The sequence below is a fragment of the Longimicrobium sp. genome (assembly GCA_036389795.1).
GTDB lineage: Bacteria > Gemmatimonadota > Gemmatimonadetes > Longimicrobiales > Longimicrobiaceae > Longimicrobium.
This window is the reverse complement of the sequence record DASVWD010000103.1, coordinates 1-14,529: the sequence shown is the minus strand read 5'-3', so window position 1 is coordinate 14,529 and position 14,529 is coordinate 1. Positions and strand designations below refer to the sequence as shown.

The following is a 14,529-nucleotide window of genomic DNA, read 5'->3' as shown; positions in this document are numbered from 1 at the left end:
CTGGGTCGCCGGTGGAGGGAGACGAAGGCCGGGAGACGATTCTAGCGCGCCCGGCGGCCGCCGGCCACCGGGCTCCGCGGCGGCGCCGGAGCGCCGCTCCCATCACGGCACCGGCGGGGGCGCGGAGAGGCGCGCGCAGGCGGCCGCGCGGTCTTCGAGCAGCCGCCGCTCGCGCGCGTTCTGGGTGAGCCCGGCCGCGCGCTCGAACTCCGCCCGCGCCTCGTCCAGGCGGCCGAGCTTGGCCAGCAGGTCGCCGCGCACGCTGGGGAGCAGGTGGTAGCTCCGGAGCGACGGCTCGTCCGCCAGCTGGTCCACCAGCTCCAGCCCCGCCGCCGGGCCGAACGCCATCGCCAGCGCCACCGCGCGGTTCAGCTCCACCACGGGCGAGGGCGCCAGCTGCGAGAGCGCGTCGTAGAGCGCCGCGATGCGCGCCCAGTCCGTCTCCCCGGCCGTGCGCGCCCGCGCGTGGCAGGCGGCGATGGCCGCCTGCAGCGCGTACGGGCCCCGCGCGCCGCCCAGCGCCTCGGCCCGCGCCAGCGCCGCCAGGCCGCGGCGGATGAGGAGCTGGTCCCAGCGCCCGCGGTCCTGGTCCAGCAGCAGCACCGGCTCGCCCGAGGGGCCCACCCGCGCCCGCAGGCGCGACGCCTGGATCTCCATCAGCGCCACCAGGCCGTGCACCTCGGGCTCCCGCGGCGCCAGCTCGGCCAGGATGCGGCCCAGGCGCAGCGCGTCCTCGCAGAGCGCGGGGCGCACCCAGTCGTCGCCCGCGGTGGCCGAGTAGCCCTCGTTGAAGACCAGGTAGACCACCCCCAGCACCGACGACAGGCGCTCGGCCAGCTCCGCGCCGCGGGGGACCTCGAAGGGGACGCGCGCCTCGGCCAGCGTGCGCTTGGCGCGGACGATCCGCTGCGCCACGGTGGGCGTGGGGACCAGGAAGGCGCGCGCGATCTCCTCGGTCGTGAGCCCGCCCAGCAGGCGCAGCGTGAGCGCCACCCGCGCCTCGGTGGAGAGCACCGGGTGGCAGCAGGTGAAGATCAGCCGCAGCAGGTCGTCGCCCACGGGGTCGTCGAGCGCCTCGTCGAGCTCGGCGACGGCCGCCTCCTGCCGCGACTCCAGCTCGTGGCCGAGCTCCGCGTGCTTGCGCTCGAGCAGCTTGCCGCGGCGGAAGGTGTCGATGGCGCGGCGCTTTGCGGCGGCCATCAGCCAGGCTCCCGGGTTGTCGGGGACGCCGGTCTCCGGCCACCGCTGCAGCGCGGCCACCAGCGCGTCCTGCGCCAGGTCCTCGGCCAGCCCCACGTCGCCGCCCGTCATCCGCGCCAGCCCCGCGATCAGCCGGGCCGACTCGATCCGCCAGACCGCGTCGATGGCGCGGTGGGTCTCCGCGGCGCTCACGGCCGTGAAAGGAGGCACGGGATCAGTCGCCCTGCTCGCAGTTGACGAGCCACGGAGTGCCGAACCGGTCGGTGAGCATGCCGAAGCGGCCGGCCCAGAAGGTCTTCTGCAGCGGCATCGCCACCTCCCCGCCTTCCGCCAGCGCGGCGAAGATGCGCTCGGCCTCGGCCGCGTCGGCGAGGTTGATCGCCAGGGACGTGCCCTGCGGCTTCCGGTAGTGCTCGGGCGGGTTGTCGGCGCCCATCAGGGTGTGGCTGGCCACGGAGAGGGTGGCGTGCATGACCCGGTCCTGCCAGCCGGGCGGCGCCTGGTCCCGCATCGGCGAGTCGCCGTAGCTCTGCATGAACTCGATCTTCCCGCCGAGCACCCGCTCGTAGAAGCGGAACGCCTCGGCGCACCGGCCGTCGAAGCTGAGGTACGGGACGATCTGCATGGTGCACCCCCTGCCGTGGGTGGTGAGGTGGAGCGCGGCCGGTCTACCGCTCCCGCGCGGGGTCGAGGACCGGCTTGACGTCGACGACCGGCGTCCCGTCGATCGCTTCCATGTCCGCCACCCGGAAGCGGGTGGGGCTCTCGGCCGCGGCGATCCGGACGCGGTGGATCCCCACGGGGTTGGGCCGGTCCGCCGAGCGGGTGCTGAACACGCCGCGCAGCGGGGCGCTCTCGTCGTCGCGCGGGTGCACGCGCAGCACGCCGCGGTCGGCGCGGTCCAGCCAGGTCAGCACCAGGACCTCCTCGCCCGCCCGCAGGTCCCTCAAGCCTTCCTCGAACCCGGGCTCGAAGACGAGCCACGCCTCGGGCGCCCCCTCGTTCCCCTGCTTCGGCGCCCGCGCGGGGTCCGTGAGCGGCGAGCTGACGCGGCCGATGGGAGTGAGCGTGAACACGTCCGCCGTCATGGGGTCGGCTCAGTCGCCCTTGTCGCAGCCGACCATCCACGGCGTGCCGAACCGGTCGACGCACATGCCGAAGCGGGCGGCCCAGAAGGTCTTCTCCATCGGCATCCGCACCTGCCCGCCTTCCGACAGCTCGCGGAAGATCCGCTCCGCCTCGCCCGGCTCCTCGACGCTGATCGACACCGAGAACCCCTGCGGCTTCTCGAAGTGCGGGGGCGGCGCGTCGGAGCCCATCAGCACGAAGTCGCCCACGCTCAGGTGGACGTGGAGGATGGAGTCGTGCTGCTCGGGCGGGGTCTGGTCCCGCACCGGCGACTCGCCGGCCGTCTGCATGAAGTCGATCCTGCCGCCCAGCACGCGCTCGTAGAAGCGGAACGCCTCGGCGCACCGGCCGTCGAAGAAGAGGTACGTGTCGATCCGCATGCCGCGCTCCTTCCGCCGGGGTTGGGGCCGGGCCCGCGCCGCGCCGCCCGCGGCCGCGGACCCGGACGAAAGGCTCAGTCGCCCTTCTCGCAGTTGACCATCCACGGGGTGCCGAACCGGTCGACGCACATGCCGAAGCCGGCGGCCCAGAAGGTCTTCTCGAACGGCATCCTCACCTGCCCGCCTTCGGCCAGGGCGTTGAAGATGCGCTCCCCCTCCGACGCCCGCTCGACGTTGATCGAAACGGACGTGCCCGCCGGCTTCTCGAAGTGCTCGGGCGGGCTGTCGGAGCCGAACAGCTTCTGGCCGTCCACGTCGAGGCTGACGTGCATGACCCAGTCCTTCCACTCGGGCGGCGTCTCGCTCCCCATCGGCGATTCGCCGAAGGTCTGCATGAACTCGATCCTGCCACCGAGCACCCGCTCGTAGAAGCGGAATGCCTCGGCGCACTGCCCGTTGAAGACGAGGTACGGGTTGATCTGCATGGCGCGCTCCTTCTGCTGGGGTCGAGGCCGGGTCTCGGTCGATTCCCGGCCGGGCGGGGGACCGCGTCTCCATCACGACGTCGAACGGGAGGCGGCGAAATCGACACGCCTCCCGACCTTGCGATTCGGGTCAGTGCGGCGGCGCGTCGAACACCTCGCGCACCTCCGAGGCGGTGCCGTCGCCCGCGATGCGGAGGAAGCGCCCGGCCAGCGCCACGGCGTCTTCCTTCGACGGCACCTCGACCAGCACGAAGCCGGCGACGAGCTCCTTGGCCTCGGTGAAGGGCCCGTCCACGACGGACACCCTGCCGCCGGAGAAGCGGACGCGGGCCGCCCCCGTGTGGCTCGGCTTGAGCCCCTCGGTGGCGACCAGCACGCCGTCCCGCCGCAGCTCGCCGATGAACCGCTGCATCTCCGGGAGCACCATGCACGCCGGAGCGGCGTCTTCCGTGTCCCGGTCGGCCTTGAACATGATCATGTACCGCATCGTCCCACTCTCCGCCTGGTTCGGGTTCGGCGTGCCGAAACGCCGGACCGCCGGAAGGAAGTCCGGCGGCCCGGTGCCTCGTCGCCCGTCCTCTGGTAACGGCGGCCCGCACGCCCGCGCAAGCCCCCAGGCGGGCCCGGGCTACGCCTGCGCGGCCAGCTCGGCGCCGGCGTGCTCCACCCCGGCGCACCCGCCGAAGTCGGCCGGCCCGAAGAGCTGGCGGATCTCGCACTCGCCGTCGCCGGCCACGTCCAGGAAGCGCCGGGTCAGCTCGACCGCCTCCTCCTTCGAGGCCGCCTCCAGGATCGCGAAGCCGGCCACCAGCTCCTTCGATTCGGTGAAGGGCCCGTCGGTCACCGACACCTGCTCGCCGGAGCGCCGGACGCGCGCCCCGAGCGCGCTCGGCAGGCACCCCTCGGTGGCCAGCAGCACGCCCCGGCTCGTCATCTCCTCGACGAGCGCGTTCATCCGCGCCATCTCCTCGGGCGTGGGGGGAGCGCTTGCCTCCGCGGCCTTGTAGATCGACAGGAATCGCATGGTCGTGTCTCCATCGGGTCAGGGTCGGGAGCCGGCCGGACGCGGGCTCCACTCGTACGTCGGGCGAGGGGCGGCGGAATCGACGGCGGCTACCGCTGCTCGGCCGCCCGCCCGCGCAGGCGCTCCACCGTCTGCCGCAGCTCGCCCGTGGGGTCGGCCGCGGCGAAGTCCTCCGCCTCGTAGACCTGGCGGATCTCCAGCTCCACCTCGCCGTTGCCGTCCAGCGGGGGCCAGCGCTTCGCCCACTCGATCGCCTCTTCCTTCGACGCCGCCTCGATCAGCGTGAAGCCGGCGACCAGCTCCTTGGCCTCGGTGAAGGGCCCGTCCGTCACGGTGGGCCTGCCGCCCGAGAACCTGACGAGCGCGCCCCTGGAGGTGGGCTGGAGCCCGTCGCCCCCGAGGAACGCGCCGGCGTCCGCGAGCTCCTCGTTGTACTTCATCATGGCGGCGAACAGCTCCTCGCTGGGAGCGGCGCCCGCCTCGGTCTCCGCGTCGGCCCTGCGGATGATCACGAACCGCATCGTCCTGGCTCCGGTTCCGGGTCCCGGCCGGGCTCGGCGTGAACCCCGGCTCTACCACGGCGTCGAACGAGGCTCGGCGAAATCGACACGCGCGGGCGATCTCTCCGCCGGACCTACTGCCGCGCGGCCACCCGCGCGCGCAGGCGCTCCTCCTCCTCGCGCAGCTCGCCCGTGGGATCGCTGGCGGCGAAGTCCTCCGTCTCGAACACCTGGCGGATCTCCACCTCGCCCTCGCGGAAGGGTGCGCGCTTGGCCCACTCGACCGCCTCTTCCTTCGACCGCACCTGGACCAACCAGAATCCGGCGATCAGCTCTTTGGTCTCGGAGAACGGCCCGTCGACCACCGTGCGCTGGTCGCCCGAGTACCGGATGCGCACGCCCTTCGAGCTGGGGTGGAGCCCCTCGCCCGCGAGCATCACTCCGGCCTTCACCAGCTCCTCGTTGAACTTCCCCATCTCCCTGAGCTCTTGCTCGCTCGGCAGGACGCCGGCCTCGGACTCGGGGTTCGCCTTGACCACGATCATGAAGCGCATCGTCGTGTCTCCTCGCGTTCGGGTTCGGTTTCTGAGCCGGGTTGCCGGACCGTCCCGGCCGGTGTGATCCCCTGCTCTACCCGTACGTCGAACGAGCCCCCGCGAATTCGACACGCCGCGCGAAGAAATTTTCACGGCGCCGCGCGGAAAAACGGTGTATCCGCCTGCCGCGCGGGCTTCCGTGCCGAAGGTGAACAAAGTACACACCAGACGCGGCGCGGAGAAGACCCGTCTTCGTCCGGTACGGGGGTTCGGCGCCGGGGCGGCTGAAGCCGCGGCAACAACGGCAGAAAGCCTCGCAAACCCCGCGAGGCTTCAACTGCAACGGCATCCGGCCACACGCACAGATCTCCGCGTGGGAGTCCGCGCAGGCGGACTTCGTGTGGTTGTTGCAGCGAATTCATTCGCCCCAGCACGGTTGCGGCGGCGCCGGGTGCGCGTCGTCCGCCCCGTTTCTTGCAGCGCCCCGCGTCCAGCACCAGGCACCGATCCGCCAACCCAACCTTCCGGAGAAGCCGGGAACGAACCCATGCGCGATACGAGATTCCTGCCCGTCGTCCCCCTGCTCGCGGCCGCCCTCTTCGCGGGGTGCGCCCCGCGCTCCGAGGCGTCCGCGGAGCCCGCGTCGGACCGGACCGCGGCGGACCAGGCCTCCCCGGCCGCGGGCGCGCCGGACCAGGCCGCCCAGCCGTGCACGCCGCTGGAGACGCGAGATCCGAACGGGACCGGCCAGCGTCCGGCATCCCAGGGGCAGACGCGCACCTGCGGCGTGCGGTCGAACGTCGCCTTCAACGTCGAGGTGGTGGCGAGGGGGCTGAACAAGCCGTGGTCGGTGGAGCCGCTCCCCGACGGCGCGCTGCTGGTCACCGAGAAGCCGGGGCGGATGCGCATCGTCTCCGCCGCGGGGCAGATCGGGCCGCCGATCGCGGGCGTCCCCGAGGTCGACGCCCGCGGCCAGGGCGGCCTCCTCGACGCGGCGCTGAGCCCGGGCTTCGCCACCGACCGCACGGTCTACTGGAGCTTCACCGAGCCGCGCGAGGGCGGCAACGGCACCAGCGTCGCGCGCGGCGTGCTCTCGGCGGACCGCACGCGGCTGGAGCAGGTGCGGGTGATCCTGCACACGCGCCCCACGTACGCCAACAACATGCACTTCGGCTCGCGGCTGGCGTTCGATCCCCAGGGGAACCTGTACGTCACCATGGGCGAGCGCTCGGACCGGCAGACGCGGCCGCAGGCGCAGCAGCTGGACAGCCACCTGGGCAAGACGCTGCGCATCCGCACCGACGGCTCGCCCGCGCCGGGGAACCCGTTCATCGGGCGGTCCGGCGCGCTGCCGGAGATCTGGACGCTGGGCCACCGCAACATCCAGGCGGCCGCCGTGGACCCGCGGGGCCAGTTCTGGACCATCGAGCACGGCACGCGCGGCGGCGACGAGCTGAACCGCATCGAGCCGGGGAAGAACTACGGCTGGCCCGTGCAGGCGTACGGCATCGAGTACCGGGGCGGCACCATCAGCTCGGCGCTGGGCGAGGCCGCGACGCAGCGCCCGGGGATGGAGCAGCCGGTCTACTACTGGGACCCGGTGATCGCGCCGTCGGGCGCGCAGTTCTACACGGGCGCCGCGTTCCCGGCGTGGCGGGGCAGCCTGTTCGTGGGAGGGCTCGCCTCGATGCGGCTGGTGCGGCTGGTGGTCGAGAACGGCCGCGTCACCGGCGAGGAGCACCTGCTCACCGACCGGGGGAAGCGCATCCGCGACGTGCGCCAGGGCCCCGACGGCGCCCTTTACGTGGTCACCGACGACGAGAACGGCGAGCTCTGGCGGATCGCGCCGCGCCGGTGAGGCGAGGTTGTCGGGTCCGAAAGGACTCAAACGCAGTCATCCTGAGGAGCCGCCGCGCCGGACCTGCGGAATGAGCGAATCCCCGGCGGCGACGAAGGATCTGCGGGTGGGTTTCGGGCGTTAGCCAGGCTGACGCGCGAATCCCGCCCGCAGATCCTTCGGGCGCACAGGCTCTCGTGCAGACGCGACTTCGGCGTGTGCGCCCTCAGGATGACAGCGTTTCCGTAGTACAGGTTTGTAGCATCCCTCTCACCCGTCCGCCGCCGCGTCCCTCACCGCCTCCGCGTTCGGCACGAAGCCGAAGAAGACCTCGATCGAGCGGATCCGGTCGCCGTCGAATGTGAAGAACTCGGTGTTGCGGAAGGTGCCGCCGGGCTTCCCCTCGGTCTCGTAGCGCACGAAGGCCTCGCCGCCCTCGGCGAAGATCTTCATGGGCTCGCGGAAGCGGAAGCTGCCCGCGTGCGGCCAGCAGTGCGCGAAGTACCTTTCCCGCGAGATGTGGTCGTCCCACGGGCTGGTGAAGGTGAAGTCGTCGGCCAGCAGATCTTCCATCGCCTCGCGGTCGACGGCCTGGTAGCTGGCGAAGTAGCGGCGGACCAGGTCCGCGATCCGGCTCTCGGGCATCTGTGGTCTCCTTCCAGGAACGGTCGACTGCTCCGCGCGCCCGTTCCACGCCGCGCGCAGCTCGCCGGCGTAGCAGGCGAGCAGGTACTCCGTCTTCGGCTTCACGGGGCACGCGCCGTTGCCGCACGCGACCCGGACGCTCTCGTCCAGCCAGGGGTCCGGCTCCAGCGCCGCCGCTCCACCGCAGAAGGGGCAGGGGCGGAGCGGGCCCACGTCCGTACGCGCCGGATGCACGGGGCTCACGGTGTCCATCACGCTCATCGCGCTCACGCGCCGGCCATGCGCAACTCGGGCGACGCCGCTTCGCCGCGTGAGCGGGCGACCAGCGCGTCGAGGCTCCACGGCCCCGCGCCGGCGAACATCAGGTACAGGTAGAAGAAGCAGTACATCACCGCGGGCATGCCCATGTTCGTGGTCGGCCAGAACGCCGTGGGCGCGTGGAACTGGAAGTACGCCACGGCCATCTCGCCCGCCAGCACGAACGCTGTCGGCCGCGTGAACAGGCCGAGCGTGATGAGCAGCCCGCCCACCAACTCGAGCACGCCGCCGATCCACATCTGCGACATCACCGGGATCGGCGGCGTGTCCGGCACGGGGCTGGGCGGGTAGCCGAACAGCTTCATCGTCCCGGCCATGATGAACATCGCGCCGGCGACGATGCGGAAGACGCTCAGCATGCGGCCGGTCCAGGGCGAAGGCGAGGGCGCGAAGATCGACATGAGGTCCTTTCCGGTTCGGGATTCCGGCGCCGACGTCCGCCGGGATTTTCGCTGCTTCATCCAGGCGACGAACGGGGTGCCGCGATTTCGACACGAACGCCCACCCCGCGCACGGGGTGGGCGTTTTCCGCGCGCGGCGTCTCACATCCGCACCAGGTACTCGCGCAGGCGGTCGAGAGTCTGGTTGGCGCCCTCCTCGGCCCCGAACTCCTCGATCACCCTGCGCAGCTCCTCGGCCGACGCGAAGAGCATGCGCATGGTGAGCCGGGTCCGGCCGCCCTCGTCGTCGAAGGTGGCGACCACCTGGAAGCTCACGTCGTCGGTGCCGTCGTCGCCGCCGTGGTCGTAGGCCAGGCGCTCGGGCCTCACCACCTCGGTGTAGACGACCTTGTTGGGATAGTCGGTGCCGTCGGGGCCGTGCATCACGAAGCGCCAGACGCCGCCCGGCCGCACGTCCATCTCGTGGGTGGTGGTGGTGAAGCCCCGCGGGCCCCACCAGTGCCCGACGTGCGCCGGGTCGGTCCACGCCTCCCACACCAGCTCCCGCGGCGCGTCGAACACGCGCGTGAAGGCCATCTCGCGCTCCGCGGCGTTCGCGGCGGCGGCGCCGGTGCTGCTCGTGTCTGCGGTCATCTCGATCCTTCCTGTTCCGTCGTTCGCGAGGGCGGGGGTGCGCGGCCGGTTCCGGCCGCGTGGAAGCTCATCGCGTTGTTGAAGCGCCCGCCAGGTACTCCTCCAGGCGGTCCAGTCCCTCGATCCAGCCCTGCACCTCGCCCCGGTCCTCCTCGAGGCCCATGTGCCGGGCGGTGACCCGCGTCCCGCCGCCGTGCTCGGCGAAGGTGACCGTGATCGTCATCTCCGGGGGGAAGCCGGGGCGCTCGACGCGGCCGCCGGCCTCGTCGGAGAAGAAGCAGGTGAAGGCGATCCGCTCCGGCGCGGCGACCTCGCGGTAGACGCCCGCGACCCAGACGTCTTCGTCGCCGGGGAGGCGGTGGCAGTAGTGCAGGGTTCCGCCGGGGCGGGCGTCCAGCCGGCAGAAGGACAGGGTGGAGTTCCTGGGCCCCCACCAGCGCGCGAAGTGCTCCGCTTCGGTCCAGGCGCGGAACACCAGGTCGCGCGGCGCGCCGAAGTCGCGCGTGACGACGAGGTCGCCGTCCGCCCACGCCACCTGCGCCGGGGCGGCGGCCGTGCTAGGGATTCCCGCTGTCATCGCTCTTCTTCCTGGTCTGCAGTTCACGGAGGTACTCGTCCAGCCGGGCGAAGCTCTCCTCCCAGTGGCGGCGGTACTGCTCCACCCAGTCCTCCACCTCCTTCAGCGGTTCCGCCTGCAGCCGGCAGGGCCGCCACTGCGCCTCGCGGCCGCGCTCGATCAGCCCCGCGCGCTCCAGCACCTTCAGGTGCCGGGAGACGGCGGGCATGCTCATGTCGAACGGCGCCGCCAGCTCCGTCACCGTGGCCTCGCCCCGGGACAGGCGCGCCAGGATCGCCCGCCGCGTGGGGTCGGCGAGGGCCGCGAAGGTGGCGCTGAGGCGATCCGTCGGCATCGTTCACTTAGCCTCTCTGTTAATTAACCTATATGTTAAATAAAATCGACGGGCCGGTGTGTCAAGGGGCTCTTTCGACCGGGCTATCTCCGGGCCGGGCGGCTGGAAGCCGCAGCAACAACGGCAGGAAGCCTCCTGCGGAGGCTAGTTCCGCGTGGAGACTGGCTTCTGGAGTGGCAGGGTCAAGATTGTCGGTCGTGAAGCGCCTCCCCTTTCCTCCACGCCGATCCAAGCCTCGCCGCGCGCCGACCTCACCCCCGCGCCGAACCCTGCGAGGCGAGGCTTCCTGCTGTTGCTGCGACTTCAGTCGCCTTTGTCCGAGCGCCGCCCCAAGGCTACATTCTCCCCGCACTCGATTACCCGTCTCCCGAGCCCGCCGATGCCCGTCCCGCCGTTCGCCATCGACCCCGACATCCACCGCGCCGAGACGCTGCCGGCCGAGGTCTACCACGCGCCGGAGTGGTACGCGCGGGCGCGGGAGCGGGTGTTCGCGCGCAGCTGGCAGCTGGTGCGCGGGGCCGAGCGGGTGAAGGCGCCGGGGCACCTGCTGCCGTTCACGCTGCTGGAGGGGTGCCTGGACGAGCCGCTGGTGCTGGCGTGCGGGGAAGACGCGGTGGTGCGCTGCCTCTCCAACGTCTGCACGCACCGGGGCACGGTGGTGTGCGAGGGCGAGACGCACGCGCGGACCTTGCGCTGCCGCTACCACGGGCGGCGCTTCGCGCTGGACGGGAAGATGACCTTCATGCCCGAGTTCGAGGGCGTCGAGAACTTCCCCTCGCCGGCGGACGACCTGCCGCGGCTGCCGCTGGAGCGCTGGGGTCCGCTCTCCTTCACGGCGGTCGACCCCGCGTGCACGTTCGACGAGTGGATCGGGCCCGTGCGCGAGCGCGTGGGCTTCCTGCCGCTGGACGAGCTCGTCTTCGACCCGGCGACCTCGCGCGACTACCTGCTGAACGCCAACTGGGCGCTGTACGTCGACAACTACCTGGAGGAGTTCCACATCCCCTTCGTGCACGCCTCGCTCTCGGACGCGCTGGACTACTCCACGTACCGCACCGAGACCTTCGCCTGGTGCAGCCTGCAGCTGGGCACCACGAAGCACGCGGCCGAGGCGTTCGCGCTCCCGGCCGGCCACCCCGACCGGGGCGAGCTGATCGCGGCGTACTACTGGTGGCTCTTCCCCAACCTGATGCTCAACTTCTACCCCTGGGGGCTGTCGGTGAACGTGGTGCAGCCGCTGGGGCCGGAGCGCACGCGCGTCTCCTTCCTCTCGTACGTGGGGGACGCGGCGAGGCGCGCCTCGGGCGCCGGGGCGGACCTGCACCGCGTGGAGATGGAGGACGAGGAGGTGGTGGAGGCCGTGCAGAAGGGCGTGCGCTCGCGCCTGTACCACCGCGGCCGCTACTCGCCGCGCCGCGAGGTGGGGACGCACCACTTCCACGGCCTGCTCGCGGCCGCGCTGGGGGGAGAGTAGGCGGCGGACGGCGAACTCCCGTCCGGAGCAAGGGTTGACGGGCCGATTCACCCGCCCTAGCGTGGAGACATGGACTACCGCGAGCGCATCACCATCGAGCCGGACAAGCGAGGCGGCAAGCCGTGCATCCGCGGCATGCGGATCACGGTGTACGACGTGCTCGGCTACCTGGCCTCAGGCATGAGCGAGGCCGAGGTCCTGGCCGACTTCCCCTACCTCGAGCCCGAAGACATCCGGGCCTGCTACGCCTTCGCGGCGGACATCGAGCGCAAGCTGGTGGCGGTCCCCGGCCTGTGAGGCTCCTCTTCGACCAGAACCTCTCGCCGCGGCTGGTGCGTCTGCTGGCCGACATCTACCCCGAGTGCATGCACGTGCACATGCTGGGGATGGGCGCGGCCTCCGACACCGAGATCTGGGCGTACGCGGCGGAGAACGGCTACACCGTCGTCTCCAAGGACTCCGACTTCCACCAGCGCAGCCTTCTGCTGGGCGCCCCGCCCAAGGTCGTCTGGCTACGCCTGGGAAACTGCTCCGTCGCGGAAACCGCTTCCCTGCTGAGGGAGCGGTTCATCTCCGTGAGCTACTTCCACGACGACCCCGAGGCCGCGTTCCTGGCGCTTTCCCCCGGCGTCTGATCTCGCCGTTTCGCGCCTGAGATTCGTGTCATCAGAGGAAATCACAATGATCCCGACCATCACGATAGACCTTCCTGACTGGATCGACGGCGCCGTGGAGTGGGAGCGGCGCTACGGGACCGACGAGGAGAAGATGCGCCTGGCCGTCGAGCTGTCGCGGCAGAACGTGCTGCAGGGCACGGGCGGGCCGTTCGGCGCCGTCGTCTTCGACCGGGAGAGCGGCAGGGCGGTGGGGGTGGGGGTCAACAGCGTGGTGCGGCTGAACAACTGCACGCTGCACGGCGAGATGGTGGCGTTCATGATGGCGCAGGCGCGGCTCCGCTCGTTCTCGCTGCGCACGCCCGGCGGCCACGAGCTGGTGACCAGCTGCGAGCCGTGCGCCATGTGCCTGGGCGCCACCCTCTGGAGCGGCGTCACCCGCGTGGTGTGCGGCGCCCACCGCGACGACGCGCGGCGGCTGCACTTCGAGGAGGGCCCCGTCTTCCCCGAGTCGCACGACTACCTGCGCGAGCGCGGCATCGAGATCGTGCACGGGGTGCTGCGCGCGGAGGCCAACGAGGTGCTGGAGCTCTACCGCTCCCGCAAGGGCGCCATCTACAACGGGTGAGCCGGATGCGCACCACGCTCGACCCGCACGAGCTGCTCGACCAGGCCTCGCGGCTGCGCAAGGTCAACCAGGCGCTCGCGCGGCAGTACCCGGGCGACGAGGGCGCGCGCCAGCCGGTGCACACCGTCTACGGCGGCGCGCACCTCTTCCGCGCCGACACCGCCGTCAAGCTCGGCGCCCTCGCCCGCCGCGCGCTGGAAGAATACGCCCCCGACGCGGCGACGCTGGTCGAAGCCGTGGGGCTCCCCGGCGGCGTCCTGGCCGGGCGGGTGTACGCGCGCGTGGCCGACAAGCTGGCGCGCGAGCCGGTGGAGGACTTCCGGCTGGACTTCGAGGACGGCTTCGGCCACCGCCCCGACGCCGAGGAGGACGCGACCGCGACCTCCGCCGCGGGCGAGGTGGCGCGCGGGCTGGCGGAGGGGACGCTGCCGCCGTTCGTCGGCATCCGCGTCAAGCCGCTCACCGAGGAGCTGCACGAGCGCAGCGTCCGCACGCTGGACCTGTTCCTGACGGCGCTGCTGGAGAACACCGGGGGGCGGCTGCCGCCCGGCTTCGTGCTCACGCTGCCGAAGGTGACCGCGGCCGAGCAGGTGGACTACTTCGGCGACGTGCTGGAGACGCTGGAGGCGCGGCTGGGGCTGGAGCCGCGGAGCCTGCGCTTCGAGATCATGGTCGAGACGCCGCAGGCCGTGGTGGGCCCCGACGGGCGCGCCGCGCTCCCCGCCCTGGTGCGCGCGGGAACCGGGCGGATCGCGGCGGCGCACTTCGGCGCCTACGACTACACGGCGGGGCTGGGGATCACCGCCGCGCACCAGCACCTGCGCCACCCCGCGTGCGACTTCGCCCGGCACGTGATGCAGGTGTCGCTCGCGGGCACCGGCGTGCGGCTCTCGGACGGCGCGACCACGGCGATGCCGGTCCCCGTGCACCGGGCTGCGCCGGAGGGGCCGCCGCTCACCGCCGCGCAGCTCGCCGAGAACCGCGCCGGGATGCACCGCGCCTGGCGGCTGCACTACGACGACGTGCGCCACTCGCTGGCGCACGGCTTCTACCAGGGGTGGGACCTGCACCCGGCGCAGCTGGTGACGCGCTACGCGGCGGTATTCGCGTTCTTCCTGGAGAGCGTGGAGCCGGCGGCGGCGCGGCTCCGCAACTTCGTGGAGCAGGCGGCGCGGGCCACGCTGTCGGGCGGCGTGTTCGACGACGCGGCCACGGGGCAGGGGCTGCTCAACTACTTCCTGCGGGCGATCAACTGCGGCGCCCTCACCGAGGCCGAGGCGCTGGAGATGACCGGCCTCACCCTCGACGAGCTGCGCGGCCGCTCCTTCCTGCACATCCTCCAGAGCCGGCGCTGAGCCCCCTCCCCCGCGCGACCCTCGGCTGCTCGTTCCTCGCAGCCGGAGGGCGCGCTCCCCTCCCCCGCTGCGCGGTTGAGGGGAACGGCAGAGCCGACACCCACCTCATCGCATCAAAGCAAAACGCTGTCATCCTGAGGGTGCATGCGCCGAAGCCGCGTCTGCGCCGGCGTTCGTGCGCCCGAAGGATCTGCGGGTGGGGACTGCGCGAAAGGTTGGCTGATACCATTTTTCATAGCAAAGTTCTAGATATTCAGTATCCGGCGTGACATCTTAGAGGTCCGAGGAGGAGGGTTCCGTCCCCTGTGACTCGGAGGAGCTGATGGCGCGCCGAACCAAGCTGGAGACGCACCTGACGCCGGAGCAGCTGAAGCAGCGCTTCCAGGCGGCGACGGACCGGTCAGAGCGCAACCACTTCCAGGCCCTCTGGCTCATCTCGCAGGGGCACACGCAAGCCGAG

The 14,529-nt window shown here is 71.9% G+C and carries 20 protein-coding genes; 6 read left to right on the top strand and 14 right to left on the bottom strand.

From position 1 onward, the window contains the following. Positions 1-102: 102 nt before the first annotated feature. From VF746_14105 to VF746_14065, 9 genes are all read right to left on the bottom strand, one after another. Entirely contained in the window at positions 103-1,410 is a 1,308-nt protein-coding gene (locus VF746_14105; GenBank protein ID HEX8693551.1) for an RNA polymerase sigma factor, read from the bottom strand. A 4-nt stretch (positions 1,411-1,414) separates the two neighbouring features. After that, on the bottom strand, positions 1,415-1,825 hold the full coding sequence (locus tag VF746_14100; GenBank protein ID HEX8693550.1) for a VOC family protein: 411 nt from the start codon (positions 1,823-1,825) through the stop codon (positions 1,415-1,417). Between the two features lie 43 nt (positions 1,826-1,868). Further along, positions 1,869-2,288, bottom strand: a complete 420-nt coding sequence (gene tsaA / locus VF746_14095; protein ID HEX8693549.1) for a tRNA (N6-threonylcarbamoyladenosine(37)-N6)-methyltransferase TrmO — start codon at positions 2,286-2,288, stop codon at positions 1,869-1,871. Between the two features lie 9 nt (positions 2,289-2,297). Beyond that, positions 2,298-2,708, bottom strand: coding sequence for a VOC family protein (locus VF746_14090; protein HEX8693548.1), 411 nt, complete (start codon positions 2,706-2,708; stop codon positions 2,298-2,300). 74 nt (positions 2,709-2,782) lie between these two features. After that, the gene (locus tag VF746_14085) at positions 2,783-3,193 is read right to left on the bottom strand and encodes a VOC family protein (GenBank protein ID HEX8693547.1); all 411 of its coding nucleotides are present in this window, start codon (positions 3,191-3,193) and stop codon (positions 2,783-2,785) included. Between the two features lie 130 nt (positions 3,194-3,323). Next, complete coding sequence (locus VF746_14080) at positions 3,324-3,680, bottom strand: YciI family protein (GenBank protein ID HEX8693546.1); 357 nt, start codon at positions 3,678-3,680, stop codon at positions 3,324-3,326. 141 nt (positions 3,681-3,821) lie between these two features. After that, positions 3,822-4,217, bottom strand: coding sequence for a YciI family protein (locus VF746_14075; GenBank protein HEX8693545.1), 396 nt, complete (start codon positions 4,215-4,217; stop codon positions 3,822-3,824). An 89-nt stretch (positions 4,218-4,306) separates the two neighbouring features. Next, positions 4,307-4,738, bottom strand: a complete 432-nt coding sequence (locus VF746_14070) for a YciI family protein (GenBank protein ID HEX8693544.1) — start codon at positions 4,736-4,738, stop codon at positions 4,307-4,309. A gap of 113 nt (positions 4,739-4,851) precedes the next feature. After that, positions 4,852-5,271: a YciI family protein gene (locus tag VF746_14065; GenBank protein HEX8693543.1), complete on the bottom strand. Its 420-nt coding sequence runs from the start codon at positions 5,269-5,271 to the stop codon at positions 4,852-4,854. 529 nt (positions 5,272-5,800) lie between these two features. Here VF746_14065 and VF746_14060 point away from each other — a divergent pair. Further along, entirely contained in the window at positions 5,801-7,111 is a 1,311-nt protein-coding gene (locus VF746_14060; GenBank protein ID HEX8693542.1) for a PQQ-dependent sugar dehydrogenase, read from the top strand. 249 nt (positions 7,112-7,360) lie between these two features. Here VF746_14060 and VF746_14055 read toward each other — a convergent pair whose 3' ends face one another. From VF746_14055 to VF746_14035, 5 genes are all read right to left on the bottom strand, one after another. After that, on the bottom strand, positions 7,361-7,996 hold the full coding sequence (locus VF746_14055; GenBank protein ID HEX8693541.1) for a nuclear transport factor 2 family protein: 636 nt from the start codon (positions 7,994-7,996) through the stop codon (positions 7,361-7,363). Positions 7,997-8,001: 5 nt separating this feature from the next. After that, entirely contained in the window at positions 8,002-8,454 is a 453-nt protein-coding gene (locus VF746_14050) for a DoxX family protein (protein HEX8693540.1), read from the bottom strand. A 141-nt stretch (positions 8,455-8,595) separates the two neighbouring features. Further along, entirely contained in the window at positions 8,596-9,087 is a 492-nt protein-coding gene (locus tag VF746_14045) for an SRPBCC family protein (GenBank protein ID HEX8693539.1), read from the bottom strand. 67 nt (positions 9,088-9,154) lie between these two features. Beyond that, positions 9,155-9,664, bottom strand: a complete 510-nt coding sequence (locus VF746_14040; GenBank protein HEX8693538.1) for an SRPBCC domain-containing protein — start codon at positions 9,662-9,664, stop codon at positions 9,155-9,157. Next, positions 9,645-9,998: a metalloregulator ArsR/SmtB family transcription factor gene (locus tag VF746_14035; GenBank protein HEX8693537.1), complete on the bottom strand. Its 354-nt coding sequence runs from the start codon at positions 9,996-9,998 to the stop codon at positions 9,645-9,647. The genes VF746_14040 and VF746_14035 overlap by 20 nt, the downstream gene beginning before the upstream one ends. A gap of 379 nt (positions 9,999-10,377) precedes the next feature. Between VF746_14035 and VF746_14030 the strand changes: the two genes are divergently transcribed. The 5 genes from VF746_14030 (at position 10,378) to VF746_14010 (ending at position 14,069) form a co-directional block, all read left to right on the top strand. After that, positions 10,378-11,472: an SRPBCC family protein gene (locus tag VF746_14030; protein HEX8693536.1), complete on the top strand. Its 1,095-nt coding sequence runs from the start codon at positions 10,378-10,380 to the stop codon at positions 11,470-11,472. Between the two features lie 69 nt (positions 11,473-11,541). After that, positions 11,542-11,769: a DUF433 domain-containing protein gene (locus tag VF746_14025; protein ID HEX8693535.1), complete on the top strand. Its 228-nt coding sequence runs from the start codon at positions 11,542-11,544 to the stop codon at positions 11,767-11,769. Continuing rightward, a complete protein-coding gene (locus tag VF746_14020) occupies positions 11,766-12,107 on the top strand; it encodes a DUF5615 family PIN-like protein (GenBank protein HEX8693534.1) in 342 nt (113 codons plus the stop codon). Before VF746_14025 ends, VF746_14020 begins: the two co-directional genes overlap by 4 nt. Positions 12,108-12,153: 46 nt before the next feature. Further along, a complete protein-coding gene (locus tag VF746_14015) occupies positions 12,154-12,714 on the top strand; it encodes a nucleoside deaminase (protein ID HEX8693533.1) in 561 nt (186 codons plus the stop codon). Between the two features lie 5 nt (positions 12,715-12,719). After that, on the top strand, positions 12,720-14,069 hold the full coding sequence (locus VF746_14010; GenBank protein ID HEX8693532.1) for a hypothetical protein: 1,350 nt from the start codon (positions 12,720-12,722) through the stop codon (positions 14,067-14,069). The last annotated feature ends 460 nt before the right edge of the window (positions 14,070-14,529 follow it).

Excerpts from the sequence above, each read along its gene's own strand:
- VF746_14100 (HEX8693550.1), bottom strand. The coding sequence starts at position 1,825 with ATGCAGATCGTCCCGTACCTCAGCTTCGACGGCCGGTGCGCCGAGGCG.
- tsaA (HEX8693549.1), bottom strand. The coding sequence starts at position 2,288 with ATGACGGCGGACGTGTTCACGCTCACTCCCATCGGCCGCGTCAGCTCG.
- VF746_14090 (HEX8693548.1), bottom strand. The coding sequence starts at position 2,708 with ATGCGGATCGACACGTACCTCTTCTTCGACGGCCGGTGCGCCGAGGCG.
- VF746_14085 (HEX8693547.1), bottom strand. The coding sequence starts at position 3,193 with ATGCAGATCAACCCGTACCTCGTCTTCAACGGGCAGTGCGCCGAGGCA.
- VF746_14080 (HEX8693546.1), bottom strand. The coding sequence starts at position 3,680 with ATGCGGTACATGATCATGTTCAAGGCCGACCGGGACACGGAAGACGCC.
- VF746_14075 (HEX8693545.1), bottom strand. The coding sequence starts at position 4,217 with ATGCGATTCCTGTCGATCTACAAGGCCGCGGAGGCAAGCGCTCCCCCC.
- VF746_14070 (HEX8693544.1), bottom strand. The coding sequence starts at position 4,738 with ATGCGGTTCGTGATCATCCGCAGGGCCGACGCGGAGACCGAGGCGGGC.
- VF746_14065 (HEX8693543.1), bottom strand. The coding sequence starts at position 5,271 with ATGCGCTTCATGATCGTGGTCAAGGCGAACCCCGAGTCCGAGGCCGGC.
- VF746_14060 (HEX8693542.1), top strand. The coding sequence starts at position 5,801 with ATGCGCGATACGAGATTCCTGCCCGTCGTCCCCCTGCTCGCGGCCGCC.
- VF746_14055 (HEX8693541.1), bottom strand. The coding sequence starts at position 7,996 with ATGAGCGTGATGGACACCGTGAGCCCCGTGCATCCGGCGCGTACGGAC.
- VF746_14050 (HEX8693540.1), bottom strand. The coding sequence starts at position 8,454 with ATGTCGATCTTCGCGCCCTCGCCTTCGCCCTGGACCGGCCGCATGCTG.
- VF746_14045 (HEX8693539.1), bottom strand. The coding sequence starts at position 9,087 with ATGACCGCAGACACGAGCAGCACCGGCGCCGCCGCCGCGAACGCCGCG.
- VF746_14040 (HEX8693538.1), bottom strand. The coding sequence starts at position 9,664 with ATGACAGCGGGAATCCCTAGCACGGCCGCCGCCCCGGCGCAGGTGGCG.
- VF746_14035 (HEX8693537.1), bottom strand. The coding sequence starts at position 9,998 with ATGCCGACGGATCGCCTCAGCGCCACCTTCGCGGCCCTCGCCGACCCC.
- VF746_14030 (HEX8693536.1), top strand. The coding sequence starts at position 10,378 with ATGCCCGTCCCGCCGTTCGCCATCGACCCCGACATCCACCGCGCCGAG.
- VF746_14025 (HEX8693535.1), top strand. The coding sequence starts at position 11,542 with ATGGACTACCGCGAGCGCATCACCATCGAGCCGGACAAGCGAGGCGGC.
- VF746_14015 (HEX8693533.1), top strand. The coding sequence starts at position 12,154 with ATGATCCCGACCATCACGATAGACCTTCCTGACTGGATCGACGGCGCC.
- VF746_14010 (HEX8693532.1), top strand. The coding sequence starts at position 12,720 with ATGCGCACCACGCTCGACCCGCACGAGCTGCTCGACCAGGCCTCGCGG.